Here is a 14,101-nt window from a genome sequence, read left to right as displayed (position 1 = left end):
CCACTGAATGCGACGGAAGCGCACAGGTCGCAAGAGGGAACTGGCCATTCGGGGGAACCGGCCGCCGGAACTGGCCGCCGGACGGAACCCCTGCAATAGTCGCGCCCATGACAGAGGAAACGCGCGAGCCGCCCGCGATCCGGGTGGACCGTCTGGTCAAGACGTTCGGCCCCGTGGCCGCGGTGAACGGCATCAGCTTCCGGGTCGAGCCGGGCACCATCACCGCCCTGCTGGGCGGCAATGGCGCCGGCAAGACGACGACGATCGCCATGATCCTGGGCCTGATCCTGCCGACCAGCGGCGGAATCGAGGTCCTGGGCGAGGACATGCTACGGCACAAGCCGCGCGTGCTGCCGCGCATGAACTTCTCGTCCCCTTACGTCGACGTGCCCCACCGCCTGACGGTGGCGCAGAACCTGAAGGTCTATGCCAGCCTGTACGGGATGCGCGACGTCACCCAGCGGGTGCGCCAGTTGGCCGCCGACCTGGACCTGACGCACCTGCTGGACCGGCCGGCGGGCCGCCTGTCGGCCGGGCAGAAGACGCGCGTGGCGCTGGCCAAGTCGCTGATCAACGAGCCCGACCTGCTCCTGCTGGACGAACCCACGGCCTCGCTCGACCCCGACACCGCGGACTGGGTGCGCAGCTACCTGGAGGCCTACCGCGCCCGGCGGGGGGCGACGATCCTGCTGGCCTCCCACAACATGGCCGAGGTCGAGCGCATGTGCGACGCGGTCCTGGTGATGAAGCAGGGCACAGTCGTCGACCAGGGAACGCCGGGCGAGCTTCTGGCCCGCTATGGCCGCGCCGACCTGGAGGAGGTTTTCCTGGACATCGCGCGCGACAGGCGGCGGGACGACGCGGACGCGCCCCGCGCCGCGGGGGGAGGCCGGCCATGAGCAGCACGCATCCAGGTCCCGCCGCGCGGGACCGCAGTTTCCAGCGCTACACGCCCGGCTTCTCGTTCCGGCGCATCGGGGCCCTGGTCCAGCGCTACTGGTACCTGCTGATCGCATCGTGGCCGCGCATGCTGGACCTTGCCTATTGGCCGGTCGTCCAGATGGTCAGCTGGGGCTTCCTGTCCGAGTTCCTGTCGCCGCGCACCGACTATATCGGCTATGGCTTCAGCGTCCTGATCGGCGGCGTGATGTTGTGGGACATCCTGTACCGCAGCCAGATCGGCCTCTCGATGTCGTTCTTCGAGGAGATGTGGTCCAGGAACCTGGGCCACCTGATGGTGAGCCCGCTGCGCCCGACCGAGTTCATGGTGGCGCTGTTGACCATGAGCGTGATCCGCACCCTGTGCGGCGTGCTGCCCGCGACCTTCCTGGCCATGTGGTTCTTCGGCTTCTCGCTGTTCGACCTGGGCTTGATGCTGGTCGTGTTCTTCGTGAACCTGGTGATGATGGGCTGGGCCATGGGGCTGCTCGTCTCTGGCCTCGTCATGCGCAACGGCATGGGGGCGGAGGGGCTGGCCTGGGCCATCACGTTCGGCCTCGCGCCGATCAGCGCGGTCTACTACCCCCTATCGGTCCTGCCGGAATGGCTGCAATGGATCGCGCTGTGTCTGCCCTCGACACATGTGTTCGAGGGGATGCGCGCCCTGATCCATGACCATGTTATCCGCTGGGACCACCTGGGCCTGGCCTTTGGCATGAACCTGGTCCTGCTGGGCCTGGCGGCCTGGGCCTTCCTGGCTTTCTTCCGGGCGTCGCAGCGGCGCGGAAAGCTGTTGCAGATGGGGGAGTGAACCCGGTTCGCGATCACAGATTTATCCGTTCCGCCTTTCGGGAACCCGGCTAGGCTCCTGGCGTTCTAGCCGGTGCCCGCCCGCCGAATCGCCTTGCCTGCGCTGCGGCCGGGGGGGCGCACCAGATCATCCGAAGCGTGCCCCAGAGGAAGTGCCCATGACCCTTCAACTGACCCGCCGCGGCGCGCTCGGCGCGCTCGGCATGCTTGGTGCAGCCGGCCTCGTGAAGGTCGCCAGCAATCCCGCCTTTGCCGCCAGCTCGACCCAGATCCTGGTCGACAAGGCCCGAACCACGGTGCAGACGCTGGCCGCCGACCCGAACCTTCAGGCGATGCGCCGCCAGCTGCGCACGGCAACCGGCGTGCTGATCATCCCGCAGCTGCTGAAGGGTGCCTTCATCATCGGCGGCTCCGGCGGCGAAGGCGTGCTGCTGGGCCGCAACGGCAATGGCTGGTCCTCGCCGGCGTTCTACACGATGGCCGCCGCGTCGATCGGCTTCCAGATCGGTGCGCAGTCGCAGGAGATCATCTTCATCATCACCAACGAGAACGGCCTGCGCGCCGTGATGCGGAACGAGATGAAGCTGGGCGTCGACGCCTCGATCGCGATCGGCCCGATCGGCGCCGGCATCGAAGGCAGCACGACGACCAACCTGGACGCCGACATCATCGCCTATTCCAAGGCAGAGGGGCTGTTCGGCGGCGGCGCCCTGAACGGCGCCGGCATCCTGTCCAGCGACAGCATGAACCAGGAATACTATGGCCGTCCGGTTGGTCCCGCCGACATCGTGGTGCGGCGCTCGGTGACCAATCCGGGTGCGGCCGGCCTCCAGCAGGCGCTCTCCTCCGCCGTCACGGCCTGAGGCTTCGACGCGCGCAGCTGTCAGGGGCGCGGGGGATTCAGCCACAGGCCAACCCCCGCGCCCAGGCAGGCCAGGACCAGGACCACGCCCATCAGGGCGAACAGCGCCACGCTGCGGCGCAGGCGACGCAACGCCGCTTCCAGCCCGCGCTGCGGCGTGGCGGCCCGGACCTCCGCCGCTGGTGGCGAAAGCGCGACACGCAGGGGGCGGCACGCAAGATCCGGCCCGAAGCGACGCACCCCCATCAGCGAAGCCAACCCCGCGACCGGTCGCGCGCCAGGCAGGCCCACCGCCACGACCAGGCCCAGGGCCGCGGTCAGCAGCGCCGACGGCACCAGCATCAGGCGGTGAAGCAGGGCCGGCACCCGGTCATAGGGGGTGGCGCCCTGGGACTGCGCGCCCGTCTCGTGCAGGCCGCCGCTGAGCCAGCCCGACAGGCGATAGACCAGGACCCCCGGCAGGCCCAGGACCGCAAGCCACACGACCAGGGCCATCGGCCCATCGGCGAAGCGCAGGACCAGGCGATCGGCCGCCGTTTCGGCCAGCAGGCGGGTCTGGCCCTGCCCCTTGCCCGCCTCCAGCGCGCGCATGGCCCGCCGGCCGATGCCGAAGGCACCGCGCTGCCCAGCCAGCAGCGTCAGCACCACCAGCTCCACCGTCCAGGCCAGCGGCACGTTCCGGCTGAGCGCAACCAGCGCCATGCCCAGCCCGACCGCGACGACGGAGCCGACCAGCAGGACAAGGGCGCCGCGCACCATGCGCTGCCGTGGCGAGCGGCCCGGCCGGTCAAGACGGCGGCGCAGGCCGTCGATCGCGCGGCCCAGCGGCCCCGGGGCGCCGGACGGCGCCCGCATGCTGCCAGCCAGCAGCCCATCCGCCAGCAGGGCCAGGGCCGCGACGACGGGCGTCGGCGGCCGCAGCGCGATCAGGTCGGCAAGGGGGATCAGCCGCCCGCGCCTGCCTGGCGCAGCAGGTTGGCGGCGGCGGTCTGACGGTTCTGCTGGGCATAGTGCAGGGCGTCATTGCCGGCATAGTCGGTGCGGTCAGCCTCCGCCCCCGCGGCCAGCAGCACGCGCATCACCTGGAGGTGGCCCAGGCGTGCCGCCTTGATCAGCGGCGTCTCGCCCCCGCGATCCGACTTGTCGGGATCGGCGCCGTTGTCCAGCAGCAGCTTCACCAGGCGGTCATTGCCGGCGGCGGCGGCCTTCATCACCGCGGTCTGCCCATCGCGGTCCGTCAGGTTCGGATTGGCGCGGTTGCGCAACAGCAGCTCGACGATGCGGTCGAAGCCGTTGCCGGCCGCGATGACCAGGACGGGCGCCCCGGTATCGTCGCGCTCGTTCACGCTCTGCCCGTCCAGCAGGGCGGCCTCGGCCTTGGACAGCGACCCGGTATTGGCCGCGGACACAAGGCGGTTCTCGCTGAACAGCTGCGCCTGCGCCGGCCCCGAGATCAGCGGCGTGGCCAGCAGAAGGACCACCCACGCGGCCACGATCGCCCGCATGCCAGCCATTGCCGTCTCCTTCGCCGCACGCCTACACAGTCTGCATCAGAGCGCGGTGACGGACCATGCGTCAAGCGGCCGGCGTCCTGGTGATCCCCCCGGTGCTAGGATCGGCTCCTGCCATGCCGATTCTCCGCCATGTCGCCCGCTCGTCCGCCAGCGCTCCGCCGCGGGCGGCCGCGCCTACCCTGGACATCGACGGCCGCAGCGTCGCGGTGGAGGTGCGCGCCAGCCAGCGCGCCCGCCGCATGCTGCTGCGGGTCGACCAGAAGCGCGACGTGGTGGTAGTGACGCTGCCGCCCTTCGTGCCGCGCCGCGACGGCCTGCGCTTTGCCCGGGAGCATGTGGCCTGGATCGCGCAGCGCCTGGCCGCGGCCCCGGCCCGGCAGCCGTTCGCCGCCGGCGCCGTGCTGCCCGTGCTGGGCCGCCCTGCGCGCATCGTCCATCATGCCGACAGCCGCGCGGCGACGCGCCTGGCCGCCGGGACCGACGGCATCGACCTGCTGAATGTCGGCGGTGCCGCGGAGCATGTGCGGCGCCGGGTCGAGGACTTCCTGAAGCGGCGCGCCCGCAGCGAGATCGTTGCCCGGGCCCACCCGCTGGCCCAGCGCCTGGGCCGACCGATCAAGGGCATCACGCTGCGCGATCCCGGCACGCGCTGGGGCAGCTGCTCGCCAGCGGGAAAGCTTTCGTTCTCGTGGCGGCTGATCCTGGCCCCGCCCGCGGTCCTGGACTATGTCGTGGCGCACGAAGTGGCCCACTTGGCGGTGTTCGACCATTCCGCCCGCTTCTGGGCGACGGTGGCCGACCTGATCGGCGATGCCGCGCCCGCCCGCGCCTGGCTGCGCGAGCATGGCGGCGGCCTGCACCGCTTCGGCTGAGGCGGCGCGTCGTCAGTTCGGCAAGGTCGGCTTGGGCTGGGGCTGGGGCACGCTGCGGGGCGGTGCGGCCAGGGGCGCCAGGTCGGCATGGCGGCCAGGCCGCCGCAGGTCGGCCAGCAGGGCGGCGACCCCGCCGCGCCTGACCTCGGGCAGGAACGCCTGGCGGCGGTCGTCGACCAGGCTGTCGCCGTCCACCACCACGTCGACGATGCGCAGCGGTGCATCGGGTGCCGGCACGTCGCCATCCGCGGGGGGCGCCAGGACCCATTCGATCATCAGCGGCGGCTCGGGGTCGCGCGGCAGCATGGAGCTGACGATCAGGCGGTCCTCGCCCGCTTCGCGTACCCCACCGACGACCAGGTCATGGCCGTGCGCATCGATCCGCGCGCCGAAGCGGGCCAGTACGTGGTCCTCGAACGCGGCCAGGTAGTCGGCCGTACGCTCCGCCGGCAGCAGCCGCGCGTAGCGCCCCAGCGCGCCCAGCGCCAGGGCCCGCCCGTCGAACCGCGCGCGATAGATGCGCCGCAGCTCCTGCCGCGCTGCGCCGTCGGCAGGCAGCGCCGCCACCTCCGTCGCCAGGCCAGAGACCAGGGCCGCAGCCTCCTCCGGGCGATCCGCCGCCAGCACCGGGGCAGGGGACCAGGCAAGGGCAAGGGTAAGGAACACGGCAGAGGCGGCGGGCCGGGCCCGACGACGGAACATGAGCATGCGGACATCAACGCCGCCGGCCGCCACATGCTCCCGCCCTGTGCTGATATGCGCCAAGGGGTCCCGCCGGTCACACAACGATCACCGAACGGCCACGAAGGGAAAGACCGCCCCGCTGCGTGGCAATGGGCGAAGGGACACGGCACCGCCCGCCCTGCGGATGACGGCGCCAGCCCGACGAGATCGAAAGGTTCAAGAGATGATGAAGTCCCTGATCGCCTCCGCCGCCCTGGCCCTTGCCCTGGTCACCGCGGGCCCGGCCCTGGCGGACTCCGCGCGCCATCACAATGATCGGCCGAACTATGAGCGGCAGGGCTATGGCCACCACCACTGGCAGCCGCCGCGCCACGCCTGGAACCACCATGACCGGCAGCGGCCGCATTGGCGCAATCGCCATCATCGGCCCAGCTGGGCCCACAGCTATCGGGCGCCGCCGCGCGGCTATGTCTACGTGCCCCGCCCCTACTGGTAACGACCCGGAGCCGGTCCCAACATCCGTCGGGGCCGGCTCCAGCCGACCGGTTCTGCTTGAAATGCGCCGCCGCGCGCCGCACACCTCCACCCGACCAGACAAAAGCGGGGGGAGACAGCGATGGCCAGGACGATCCGGATCGGGGGCGCGGGCGGCTTCCTGGGCGATTCAGCCACGGCCGCGCCCCAGCTGATCGCGGCGGGCGTCGACTACCTGATCCTGGACTACCTGGCCGAGGCGACGATGTCGGCCCTGGCACGGGCCAAGGCCAAGAATCCGGCACAAGGGTATGCCCGCGACTTCACGGACTGGGTGTGGAAGGACAACCTGCCCGCCATCAAGGCGCAAGGCGTCCGCATCGTCACCAATGCGGGGGGCGTCAACCCCCAGGCGGCCCGGGCACGGATGGAGAAGCTGGCGGCGGAGGCGGGTATCGCCCTCCGCATCGCCGTGGTCGAGGGCGACGACCTGCTGCCCCAGGTGGGCGCCCTGGCGGCGCGCGGGCTGAGCGAGATGTTCAAGGGCGAGGCGTTCCCACCGGCCGAAGCCATCCTGTCGTGCAATGCCTATCTGGGCGCGGCCCCCATCGCGGCGGCCCTGGCTGCCGGGGCCGACATCGTGCTGACCGGCCGGGTGGTCGACAGCGCCCTGACGCTGGGCATCCTGATGCACGAGTTCGGCTGGACGCACACCGACTATGACCTGCTCGCCGCCGGCTCGCTGGCGGGGCACGTGATCGAGTGCGGCGCCCAGGCGACCGGCGCCCTGTTCACCGATTGGGAGCAGGTGCCCGACTGGGCCCATATCGGCTACCCGATCATCGAGTGCGCCGCCGACGGCAGCTTTGTCGTGACCAAGCCGGACGGGACCGGCGGCCTGGTCAGCCCGGCCACGGTCGCGGAGCAGATCGTGTACGAGATCGGCGATCCCCAGGCCTACCTGCTGCCCGATGTCGCCTGCGACTTCGCCCATGTGCGCGTCGCGGAGGCGGGCGCCGGGCGGGTACGGGTGACCGGGGCGCGGGGCCGGCCGCCCAGCGGCAGCTACAAGCTGTGCGTGACGTGGAAGGACGGCTGGCGCTGCATCGCGGTCATGCCGGTCGTCGGCCGCGACGCCGCCCGCAAGGCCGAGCAGCAGTCCAGCGCCATCATCACGCGCGTGGAGGAGATGCTGCGCGCCCGCAACCTGCCCCCGTTCCGTGCCACGCGGATCGAGGCCCTGGGCGCGGAGGCGAGCTATGGCGCCGCCACCCGGGCGCGGTCCACGCGCGAAGTGGTGTGCAAAGTCGGGGTTGAGCATGACGATGCGGCGGCACTGGACGTTTTCCTGCGCGAGTTCGATGCGCCGATGACGTCGATGTCGGTCGGCACGACCGGCTGGTTCGGTGGGCGGCCCGCCATCTCTCCCGTGGTCAGGCTGTTCTCGACCCTGATCCCGCGGGAAGAGGTTGCCGTGACCGTGGCCCTGGACGGCCAGGTGATCGCGGTGCCCCCGCCCCCGCCGGGGCCCCGCTTCGAGCCGGCCGCGATCGTCCGCCCGCCGGTCCCGCAGGCGCCAGCGGGCGGGGACGATCTTGTCACCGTCGACCTGCTGGACCTGGCCTGGGCGCGGTCGGGCGACAAGGGTGACAGCTTCAACGTGGGCGTGATCGCCCGCGACCCGGCCTGGCTGCCCTGGATCCGCGCAGCGCTGAGCGAGGCGGCGGTCATGGACTTCTTCGCCCACGAGTTCGAGGGTGCCACGGCGCCCCGCGTCGAGCGCTTCGAGCTGCCCGGGCTCGACGCGCTCAACTTCCTGCTCAGCGACGCGCTGGGCGGCGGTCAGTTCGCCAGCCTGCGCGTCGATCCCCTGGCCAAGGGCAAGGCCCAGCAGCTGCTGGAATTCCCGGTTCAGATCCCGGCGGCGCTGGTCGCCAAGGCGCGCCGCGCGGCATAGCGGCTGGCGGCAAAGGCATAGAGCGGCAGGGCGCTGAACGAGACGGCAGCGCCCACCGCAATCACCAGGCCATAGCCCTCGGGCCGGACCAGGGCCGCGGCCACCGCGGGTGCCGTGGCGTTGAGGATCACCAGAACCGAGGTGGAGGCCGCCAGCACCCGCCCCGACGGATCCAGGTCCGCCAGCAGGCCCGCGAAGAAGGGCGGGCTGAAGTTCAGGAAGAACAGGAAGACGGGGATGGTAGCCAGGAACGCCATCTCAGTCGGGACCAGCCAGATCACCAGCATCATCGAAACGACGACCAGCACCGCCAGCCCCAGGGTGGGGATGCGGCCGAAGCGCGTGCCGATGATGCCCGCGGTCAGGGCGCCGCCCAGGCCGACCATGGCGCCGATGCTGAGCGTCGTGCCGACCGTCGCGGCATTCAGCCCGCGGGACAGGCCGATCGCGCCAAGGAAGGTCCAGACCATGGCGAAGCCCGCCAGGAACAGGCCAAAGGCCAGCATCGCCATGATCGCCTCCGGGCTCAGGGCGCCGCCGCTGCCCGCGGGTGCGGCCGAGGCCGGGCGATCGTGCAGCGGTTCCGTCAGCATCATGAAGGCCGTCAGGACACCCAGGCCCGAGACCAGCCAGTACAGGCCCTGCATCCCTGCCCAGTCGAGCAGGGCCTGCATGAAGAAGAGCATCAGCACGGCGAAGGACGTGTTGCAGAACACGATGACCGAGAAGCCGCGCTCGGCATTGCTGGGCTTGGCGATCAGGATCGACCCCATGGCCATCGACACGCCGCCCGCCAGGCCAGCCGCCGCGCGCAGCGCGCCGTGGGCCGTCACGTCCAGCACGAAGGGGGACAGGGCATCCAGCGCCGCCGCCGTCAGCAGGCCCACCAGCATCAGGCTGCGGGTGGGAAAGCGCTTGACCAGTGCGATGCCCAGGAACGTGCCGAGCGCGATCCCGGCCAGGTTGGCCGACGCGATCAGCGCGCCCGCCTGTTCGCCAAAGCCCATGCGCACGGCCAGCGCCGCGACATAGCCGGGCAGGATCAGGTAGACGAAGAACGGGATGGTCTGGGCGATGCCGATCCGGATGAAGGATGGCAATCCCGCAGGCAGCCTTTCGGCCGTGGTGCTCATGGCGTTTCTCCCCCAGTATTGCGGTCCGTCTCGACGCGGGCCGCTTGTCGTTGCGGGAGTGAGAGTGACGCAACGGAAGGGGCGCCGCCACCGCGACGTTGCGGCGGCACCCCTTCCGGGATCGCTCAGACCTTGGCGGCGTATTCCAGGTCCTGGCGCAGGGTCCGGGCGGCGGCGAAGTAGAACGCGGCCGAGATCAGGCCCCCCACCGGCAGCAGGAACAGGGCATAGCGCAGGCCATCCGTGCCATAGGTCGGCGTCAGCACGTCGCTGAGGATGCCCACGGCCAGGGGCCCCAGGCCATAGCCGACCGCATTCAGGATGAAGAGCATCACGCCCGAGGCCAGCGCCCGCATGCTGGGCTTGGCCAGTCCTTGCGTCATGGCAAAGGTCGGCGCCAGGTAGAATGCCGCCAGGAACGCGGGGACGATGTTCAGGATCAGGATGGTGGTCGAATCGCCGATCAGCAGGTAGCCGATCGAGAACGGGATGCCCAGCAGCGTGCACCAGCCGGGCAGCCACATGTACCAGCGCACGTCCCGCCTGGCGAAGCGGTCCGCGACCACGCCACCGAACAGCGTGCCCAGGCCGGATGCGATGCCCGCCGTCAGGCCCAGCCAGATGCCGATGCTGGTCAGGCTCATGCCGTGGCTCTGCACCAGGAAGATCGGCCCATAGGCCAGCGCCGCATAGCCGGTGAAGCCGTGCATGGCGCCCGCCATCGACAGGTAGCGGAAGGAATGCAGGCCCCACAGGTGGCGGGCCACCTCGCGCATTGTGTGGTGGGTCTGGACATAGTCCAGGCCGTCCGAATGGCCGCGCGGCGGCTCCCGCAGGGTGAACAGGACCAGCAGCGCCACCAGGATGCCAGGCAGGCCGACGATCACGAACGCCTCGCGCCAGCCGAAATTCTCGACCATCCAGCCGCCCGCGACGAAGCTGATCAGGATGCCGAACGGAATGCCCAGGGCATAGATGCCAAGTGCGGTCGCCCGCTTTTCCGCCGGGAAGTAGTCCGAGATGATCGAGTGCGAGGGCGGGCTGCAGCCCGCTTCGCCCACCCCGACAAGGATGCGGAACAGCAGCAGCGTGACGAAGCCGGTGGCAAAGCCGCAGGCGGCGGTCATCAGGCTCCACAGGATCAGCGCGGCCACGACGATGTTGCGGCGGTTGCTGCGATCGGCCCAGCGCGCGATGGGCACACCCATCGTCGCGTAGAACAGGGCAAAGGCCAGGCCCGACAACAGGCCAACCTGCGTGTCGTTCAACGCCAGGTCGACCTTGATCATCGGCATCAGGATCGACAGGATGTTCCGGTCGATGAAGTTCATCGTATAGACGATGACCAGTACGCCAAGGGCGTATCGCCGGTACCCGGTCGTAATGACAAAGCCGGATGACGCCGGCGCGGCATGCGCCTGGATGGCCATGCGCGTTCCCCCCAATTCTTGGACTACGTTCTAGTTTCGCGGCCCAATATGCCGGGCCTGCGCGACTTGTCGAGCCCCAAGGCGAGGCTCACTCGTCTGGCCGTGGTGTCTCGTCCAGTGGGGCTCTGGCCCCCGGGCCGGGTGCGGCGGCGGCCAGGGGTGCAGCGCGCAGCAGCGTGCGCGCCGCGATCATGTCCAGGGGTTCGATGATGCGGGTGGGCCCGGTGCAGCACGCCGGATCGCATTCCTGCTCGTCACAGGTTGCGAGATCCGCCTGCAGCCAGGGGATCTGCCCCGCCTCCAGCGGCCGCGTCGGGCGCGCCAGGCCAAAGGCGCGGGCCACCGCACGCCGCGCCTGTGCCTCGTTCGGCGCCCGCACCAGGACGGGCCCCTTGTAGATGCTGTGCAGCCAATGCAGCGAATGCCGCTCGGTGGGCGCCAGCCGCCAGATGCGCTGGACCGTGACATCGGCGCGGTCCAGCCGTGTTCTCCCCAGATCCGCCATGTCGCCTCCCGTGTCGACCCATTCTTGTTGGGAGTGATCGGCCTTGTTATCGCGGCGGGCCGGATACGCTGGCCCACCGCATTGTCGCTGATCCTGATGATACGCCGAAATTGTCGAGAGTCTCTGTTTTCTGCGCACGGAACGGAAGGCGATGGCGATTCCGATCCGCAACCACTCCGTGCACCCTAACCCGCCATGCGCTAACAGGTTCCAGCGCCCACCGGCCGACCGTCCACCACCTGGTCCAGGTATTCCGACATGCCATAGCCGACCTGGCCGTTGCAGCGGTACTCGGTCATGCCTTCGGTGATGCGGGTGTTCATCTCCGTGCCGTCGGGCGCGGTGCGCCGGTTGCGCAACGGGATCAGCGAGACGACCCTGCCGGTCACGTCATAGGTGGCGCCGCCATGGGTCGTCACCTTGGCCTCCAGCGCCGTCTGGTAGAAGTCGGCGTCATAGGTGCTGGACATCGTGACGGTGCGGATCAGGTCATAGGCGCCGTCCTTCAGCACCATGCCGCCCGTCCGCTGGTTGCCGGCATCGTCGGCGATGACCGAGATCATCATCGCGAAGTCGGGGCCGAAGTTCATCGGCAGCCAGCGGTACCAGTGGATCGCCTGCCAGTAGCGCGGGCCCCATGACTTGTCGCGCAGGCCATGGCCCCGCACGGTGTAGCGATCGTCGCCGACGACGAAGGTCCCCTCGCCCGCCACGTGCTGCTCGTAATGCGCCTTGGCAAAGGACTTGGTCGGGTCCTTGACCGCGATCGCCGAGCCGTCCTCGTTCACCGCCTCGCCCCCGAACATGGGCGAGACGCCGGTGAAGGTGATGTCGACCTCGGCCGGGACGACCGGGTTGGTCTTGAACGCGCGGGCGGGCTCCGCCATGTCGCCGGGGTTCTTCAGGCGCGCGACCCGGCCGCGATAGCTGAGATCCAGTCGCTTGAACGGCTCGACCACGCGGATCGACAGGCCGCCGGCCTCCAGCTTGTCATTGCCCGTGATCTTGGGCTTGGCATACATGAAGGCGACTTCGCCGTGCGGAAGGTAGAGGCACACCGTCATCTCGGCATAGCCCTCGTTCGGCCGGTTGCCGATGCGGAACCAGCCGCCGATCTTCTGCTCCGCGTCGAAGACGTTGAGGTACATGCTCTCGTTGTAGTTCGACGCCGTCCCCGGGTCGTGCATGTACTCGTCCTGGGGCTCCAGCCGCATCTTCACCCGGCCCGGCAGTTCCACCATCTGCGCATCCTCCCGTCGGCAGTCTGGAAACCGTTCTAGGTTCTCTGGCATCCCGGCGTCCAGTCCGGGTTTCCCCGGCCGGCGCAGGGGGCGGGCGACGGCCCGCACGTCGCAGCGGTGCGGAACTTGCGACGCGCTGGCTATGGCGGTGCAGCATCCTCGCGCGGTATCATGCGGCCACCGGCGGCCCTCTGGGCCTGGGGCCCCCGCCGGGCCGAGGACGATGACGATGGCGGTGACTGATATCCTCAACCGCGAGGCGCTGGAGCGGCTGAAACGCCCCACCGGCCGGGCGCTTGGCCTCCCGCGGGAGGCGTTCTTCGACCCCGCCTGGCACGAGGCGGAGATGGAGCGGGTGTTCCGCCGCCAGTGGGTGGCCGTCGGTGTCGCCTCACAGATGCGGAAACCCGGCTCCGCCCATCCCGTGACCGTGGGCGGCGCCCCCATCGTCGTCACCTGCACCGACAAGGGCGAGCTGCGCGCGTTCCACAACATCTGCGCCCATCGCGGCGTGCTCCTGGCGACGCATGCGTGCGAGGGGCTGAAGCTGCTGCGCTGCCCCTATCATTCCTGGTCCTATGACCTGACCGGGCGGCTGGTCGCGACGCCGCATTTCGGTGGCCATCACCAGCACGAGCATCCCGACCTGGTGAAGTCCGAGAACGGCCTGAAGGAGGTGCGCCTGGGCGTCTGGGCCGATCTGGTCTTCGTCAACCTGTCGGCCGAGGGGCAAAGCCTTGAGGACTTCCTGGCGCCGCTCGTCGCGCGCTGGAAGGACTACGACTTCAGCCTGCTGCGCTATGGCGGGACCAAGACGTTCGAGGTCGCCGCCAACTGGAAGCTGGCGATCGAGAACTTCTCGGAAAGCTATCACCTGCCCTTCGTCCACCCGCGGCTCAACGGCTCCTCCCCGATGGAGGACCATTACTGCTTCACGGCCGAGGGTGTCGGCTCTGGCCAGGGCAGCCGCGCCTATGTGACGGGCAGTGTCGATGGCCGCACCCTGCCCACCTTCCCCGGCCTGGATGCGGAGGGGATGAAGCGCGCGGAATACCCGGTCCTGTTCCCCAACTTCATGTCGGGCGTGCATCCCGAATACTTCTTTGCGCTGATGGTCTATCCGACCTCGCCCACGACCTGTCACGAGGAACTGCATGTCTTCTTCGTCGGCGACGAGGCGATGAAGCCTGAATACGCCGCAAACCGGGCCAACGTGGTCGACCTGTGGACGGTCACGAACCTGGAGGACATGGACGTCGTCACGCGGATGCAGGTGGGCCGCGGCTCCCCCGCCATGGAAGGGGGACGCTTCTCGCCCGAACTCGACACCTGCGTCCACGACTTCCAGATCCAGCTGGCCGACGCCATGCTGGCGGACGAACCGCGCCCCCGCCCGGTCAGTCGCGCCGCGGAATGACAATCCAGCGCAGGGCCCCGCCGACTTGGCTGGGGCCCTGTGGGACTATTCGCAAGTGCAACATGGCGGGATTGCGGCTGCACAAATTCCTGCGCAACTGCAAAAAGCAAATGAACTGACCGCTCGGTCATTTCTCTTCCTATGAATCCACGTCGTGAAAGACCAAGTTCCCGCTTTGCGGGATTGTCGGTTCTGAATTTTTGTTGAAGCGGTAGGATCTTTTTTACTTGCGCGCAGCCACACTGCATAGCCCAGGACGGCAC

14 protein-coding genes are annotated in these 14,101 nt (G+C 69.6%); 7 read left to right on the top strand and 7 right to left on the bottom strand.

Translation table 11 applies throughout. From position 1 onward, the window contains the following. Nucleotides 1-107: 107 nt before the first annotated feature. From ACI6GS_RS05250 to ACI6GS_RS05240, 3 genes are all read left to right on the top strand, one after another. Nucleotides 108-899 (top strand): ABC transporter ATP-binding protein, encoded by a 792-nt coding sequence (locus tag ACI6GS_RS05250; protein ID WP_439816731.1) that lies wholly within the window; start codon nt 108-110, stop codon nt 897-899. Next, nucleotides 896-1,750 carry an ABC transporter permease gene (locus tag ACI6GS_RS05245; protein WP_439816730.1) on the top strand — a complete coding sequence of 285 codons (855 nt, stop codon included), beginning with the start codon at nt 896-898 and terminating at the stop codon, nt 1,748-1,750. Before ACI6GS_RS05250 ends, ACI6GS_RS05245 begins: the two co-directional genes overlap by 4 nt. 157 nt (nt 1,751-1,907) lie before the next feature. Next, on the top strand, nt 1,908-2,612 hold the full coding sequence (locus tag ACI6GS_RS05240) for a lipid-binding SYLF domain-containing protein (protein ID WP_439816729.1): 705 nt from the start codon (nt 1,908-1,910) through the stop codon (nt 2,610-2,612). A 20-nt stretch (nt 2,613-2,632) separates the two neighbouring features. On the opposite strand, the gene ACI6GS_RS05235 is transcribed toward ACI6GS_RS05240, so the two are convergent. Both ACI6GS_RS05235 and ACI6GS_RS05230 read right to left on the bottom strand, forming a co-directional pair. Further along, a complete protein-coding gene (locus tag ACI6GS_RS05235; RefSeq protein ID WP_439816728.1) occupies nt 2,633-3,466 on the bottom strand; it encodes a hypothetical protein in 834 nt (277 codons plus the stop codon). A gap of 89 nt (nt 3,467-3,555) precedes the next feature. After that, complete coding sequence (locus tag ACI6GS_RS05230) at nt 3,556-4,125, bottom strand: ankyrin repeat domain-containing protein (protein ID WP_439816727.1); 570 nt, start codon at nt 4,123-4,125, stop codon at nt 3,556-3,558. Nucleotides 4,126-4,238: 113 nt separating this feature from the next. Here ACI6GS_RS05230 and ACI6GS_RS05225 point away from each other — a divergent pair, with 113 nt between their 5' ends. After that, the gene (locus ACI6GS_RS05225) at nt 4,239-4,997 is read left to right on the top strand and encodes a M48 family metallopeptidase (protein WP_439816726.1); all 759 of its coding nucleotides are present in this window, start codon (nt 4,239-4,241) and stop codon (nt 4,995-4,997) included. Nucleotides 4,998-5,009: 12 nt separating this feature from the next. Here ACI6GS_RS05225 and ACI6GS_RS05220 read toward each other — a convergent pair whose 3' ends face one another. Then, nucleotides 5,010-5,705: an ABC transporter substrate-binding protein gene (locus tag ACI6GS_RS05220; RefSeq protein WP_439816725.1), complete on the bottom strand. Its 696-nt coding sequence runs from the start codon at nt 5,703-5,705 to the stop codon at nt 5,010-5,012. Between the two features lie 199 nt (nt 5,706-5,904). On the opposite strand from ACI6GS_RS05220, the gene ACI6GS_RS05215 reads away from it, so the two are divergent. Then, entirely contained in the window at nt 5,905-6,177 is a 273-nt protein-coding gene (locus ACI6GS_RS05215) for a hypothetical protein (protein ID WP_439816724.1), read from the top strand. A gap of 120 nt (nt 6,178-6,297) precedes the next feature. Next, nucleotides 6,298-8,112 (top strand): acyclic terpene utilization AtuA family protein, encoded by a 1,815-nt coding sequence (locus ACI6GS_RS05210; RefSeq protein ID WP_439816723.1) that lies wholly within the window; start codon nt 6,298-6,300, stop codon nt 8,110-8,112. On the opposite strand, the gene ACI6GS_RS05205 is transcribed toward ACI6GS_RS05210, so the two are convergent. From ACI6GS_RS05205 to ACI6GS_RS05190, 4 genes are all read right to left on the bottom strand, one after another. Beyond that, nucleotides 8,067-9,245: an MFS transporter gene (locus ACI6GS_RS05205; RefSeq protein ID WP_439816722.1), complete on the bottom strand. Its 1,179-nt coding sequence runs from the start codon at nt 9,243-9,245 to the stop codon at nt 8,067-8,069. The two genes, ACI6GS_RS05210 and ACI6GS_RS05205, sit on opposite strands and share 46 nt — an antisense overlap. A 125-nt stretch (nt 9,246-9,370) precedes the next feature. Beyond that, nucleotides 9,371-10,675, bottom strand: a complete 1,305-nt coding sequence (locus ACI6GS_RS05200; RefSeq protein WP_439816721.1) for a spinster family MFS transporter — start codon at nt 10,673-10,675, stop codon at nt 9,371-9,373. Nucleotides 10,676-10,763: 88 nt separating this feature from the next. Beyond that, nucleotides 10,764-11,180, bottom strand: coding sequence for a hypothetical protein (locus tag ACI6GS_RS05195; RefSeq protein ID WP_439816720.1), 417 nt, complete (start codon nt 11,178-11,180; stop codon nt 10,764-10,766). Nucleotides 11,181-11,380: 200 nt separating this feature from the next. Then, nucleotides 11,381-12,421: a DUF7064 domain-containing protein gene (locus tag ACI6GS_RS05190; RefSeq protein WP_439816719.1), complete on the bottom strand. Its 1,041-nt coding sequence runs from the start codon at nt 12,419-12,421 to the stop codon at nt 11,381-11,383. 229 nt (nt 12,422-12,650) lie between these two features. Between ACI6GS_RS05190 and ACI6GS_RS05185 the strand changes: the two genes are divergently transcribed. After that, nucleotides 12,651-13,838 carry an aromatic ring-hydroxylating oxygenase subunit alpha gene (locus tag ACI6GS_RS05185; RefSeq protein ID WP_439816718.1) on the top strand — a complete coding sequence of 396 codons (1,188 nt, stop codon included), beginning with the start codon at nt 12,651-12,653 and terminating at the stop codon, nt 13,836-13,838. Nucleotides 13,839-14,101: the final 263 nt, after the last annotated feature.

It is taken from the genome of Zavarzinia sp. CC-PAN008 (genome assembly GCF_051903925.1).
Lineage (GTDB): Bacteria > Pseudomonadota > Alphaproteobacteria > Zavarziniales > Zavarziniaceae.
This window is presented reverse-complemented; position numbering and strand designations above follow the sequence as displayed.

Excerpts from the sequence above, each read along its gene's own strand:
- ACI6GS_RS05250 (WP_439816731.1), top strand. The coding sequence starts at position 108 with ATGACAGAGGAAACGCGCGAGCCGCCCGCGATCCGGGTGGACCGTCTG.
- ACI6GS_RS05245 (WP_439816730.1), top strand. The coding sequence starts at position 896 with ATGAGCAGCACGCATCCAGGTCCCGCCGCGCGGGACCGCAGTTTCCAG.
- ACI6GS_RS05240 (WP_439816729.1), top strand. The coding sequence starts at position 1,908 with ATGACCCTTCAACTGACCCGCCGCGGCGCGCTCGGCGCGCTCGGCATG.
- ACI6GS_RS05235 (WP_439816728.1), bottom strand. The coding sequence starts at position 3,466 with ATGCGGGCGCCGTCCGGCGCCCCGGGGCCGCTGGGCCGCGCGATCGAC.
- ACI6GS_RS05230 (WP_439816727.1), bottom strand. The coding sequence starts at position 4,125 with ATGGCTGGCATGCGGGCGATCGTGGCCGCGTGGGTGGTCCTTCTGCTG.
- ACI6GS_RS05225 (WP_439816726.1), top strand. The coding sequence starts at position 4,239 with ATGCCGATTCTCCGCCATGTCGCCCGCTCGTCCGCCAGCGCTCCGCCG.
- ACI6GS_RS05220 (WP_439816725.1), bottom strand. The coding sequence starts at position 5,705 with ATGCTCATGTTCCGTCGTCGGGCCCGGCCCGCCGCCTCTGCCGTGTTC.
- ACI6GS_RS05215 (WP_439816724.1), top strand. The coding sequence starts at position 5,905 with ATGATGAAGTCCCTGATCGCCTCCGCCGCCCTGGCCCTTGCCCTGGTC.
- ACI6GS_RS05210 (WP_439816723.1), top strand. The coding sequence starts at position 6,298 with ATGGCCAGGACGATCCGGATCGGGGGCGCGGGCGGCTTCCTGGGCGAT.
- ACI6GS_RS05205 (WP_439816722.1), bottom strand. The coding sequence starts at position 9,245 with ATGAGCACCACGGCCGAAAGGCTGCCTGCGGGATTGCCATCCTTCATC.
- ACI6GS_RS05200 (WP_439816721.1), bottom strand. The coding sequence starts at position 10,675 with ATGGCCATCCAGGCGCATGCCGCGCCGGCGTCATCCGGCTTTGTCATT.
- ACI6GS_RS05195 (WP_439816720.1), bottom strand. The coding sequence starts at position 11,180 with ATGGCGGATCTGGGGAGAACACGGCTGGACCGCGCCGATGTCACGGTC.
- ACI6GS_RS05190 (WP_439816719.1), bottom strand. The coding sequence starts at position 12,421 with ATGGTGGAACTGCCGGGCCGGGTGAAGATGCGGCTGGAGCCCCAGGAC.
- ACI6GS_RS05185 (WP_439816718.1), top strand. The coding sequence starts at position 12,651 with ATGGCGGTGACTGATATCCTCAACCGCGAGGCGCTGGAGCGGCTGAAA.